2 protein-coding genes are annotated in these 1545 nt (G+C 34.4%); one reads left to right on the plus strand and one right to left on the minus strand.

Annotated elements, in window-relative coordinates:
• Nucleotides 1–1231 (plus strand): hypothetical protein (locus tag ACFIKE_RS07690; protein WP_375649044.1); only part of this gene is annotated, 1231 nt, incomplete at its 5' end.
• Nucleotides 1232–1422: 191 nt separating this feature from the next.
• Here the strand turns inward: ACFIKE_RS07690 and ACFIKE_RS07695 are convergent.
• On the minus strand, nucleotides 1423–1545 hold a 123-nt coding region (locus tag ACFIKE_RS07695; protein WP_375649047.1), incomplete at its 5' end, for a sigma factor-like helix-turn-helix DNA-binding protein.

Raw genomic sequence — 1545 nt, forward strand, 5'->3', positions numbered from 1 at the left:
AGAATATTTAGCAGTTGAAAAGAAGTTGCTTTCTTCAGTTATTGGGTGGAATCCCACAAATATAAATGAAGATAAGAAATATACAAAAACAACTATATTACCAAAGAATAATGAATTTTCAGTGGTAGACATAAAAAGAAAGCAGGATTTTGTTACACATCCAAAGGATAGAAAGTTATTTGATGAGCCTTTGGTATCAGATATACCAGATGCAGAGCCTGTTAATATGGAGGCTGACGTGCCTTCTCAGCATGTTAATAACTGTGCGTTAAAGATTTCTTCGTCGCAAGAAGATAATCCTCATATTGTTTCGCATATTTTTTCTCAGGCTTTACGTCGTGCCAATAAATCATTGGTGCAAAGGCGTATTGTGATAAGTGCTGTTTCTGTTGTTAGTTTTGCTGTTTTAACTATTGGTATTTTTTTTATTGGTGGGCGTGTATTTGTATCAAATGATTATCAGGTATTAGGAGAAAATCTTCAAGTTTCTCACGAAGTACCAAAGGCACTTTCGGTTAAGAGAAAGTTAACACAACGTTTATTAGAGGATGGGAGTGAAATTGATGTCGGTTTAAAACAAGCGACAGATTCTTCGGATGAAGAAGGAATCTCAACCGTTGTTTCCAGCAATTTGCAATCGCTTGATAAATTAGGTGAAGCTGTTTTTTATCAAGCACGTACAAATTATGATGCAGAAAAGATAGCAACCGGAAGTGTTCGCTGGACGCTTATAAAGGAGTCTTATGTGAAAGGGGCTCCAGAAGAAACAGCCATACAAGGTGATATAACAATTCCTGATGAAGGGCTATCATTACGGTTAATTTTACGTCGCAATACCGATCGGTCATTTCCTGCTGCATATATTATGGATCTTATTTTTATTCTTTCTGATAAATTCTCAGGTAAAGCTATAAGCAGTGTTCAAGCATTAACCTTTAAAGCAAGCGAACAATCTATTGGGCAGCCTTTAGTAAGAACTATTTCTACAAAAATTAACGATGATTTTTTTCTTGTTGCATTGAGTGGTAATCATCCATTTCTTGATCGAAATTTGCAATTGATGCGAGAATTAGATTGGGTGCGTTTAGTGTTAACGGATAAAAAGGGACGTATAAATGAATTAACTTTTGCAAAAGGACCAACAGGTGAGTCTATTTTCAATAAAGTTATTGGACAATGGCTTGCACAACAAGATAAGCTAACAGTTCTTGATCAGAAAAATAGAACATAGATGCAAATAAAATAAAAGGTTATTTCTCGATATTGATTTTTATTAGTTATATCAAACACGCTCAATAAAATTGTATACTATAACTCAAAGGATTCTACAGACTAATTTACAAGTACAAAGCCAATGTACGCTTTTCTCATTTCTACTTTAAAAATGCGCAAACAATTGGCTTCATACCTAATTCTAGAGTCTTATACTTGACTTTGAGACAAAGCAGAATCTCTGATAGAATTTTGCACTTTTTCAAATGCACGCATTTCAATTTGTCTTACTCGTTCTCGACTAATGTTAAATTCACCAGAGAGTTCTTCTAG

The sequence above is a fragment of the Bartonella sp. MU70NMGDW genome (assembly GCF_042194085.1).
GTDB classification, from domain to species: domain Bacteria; phylum Pseudomonadota; class Alphaproteobacteria; order Rhizobiales; family Rhizobiaceae; genus Bartonella; species Bartonella grahamii.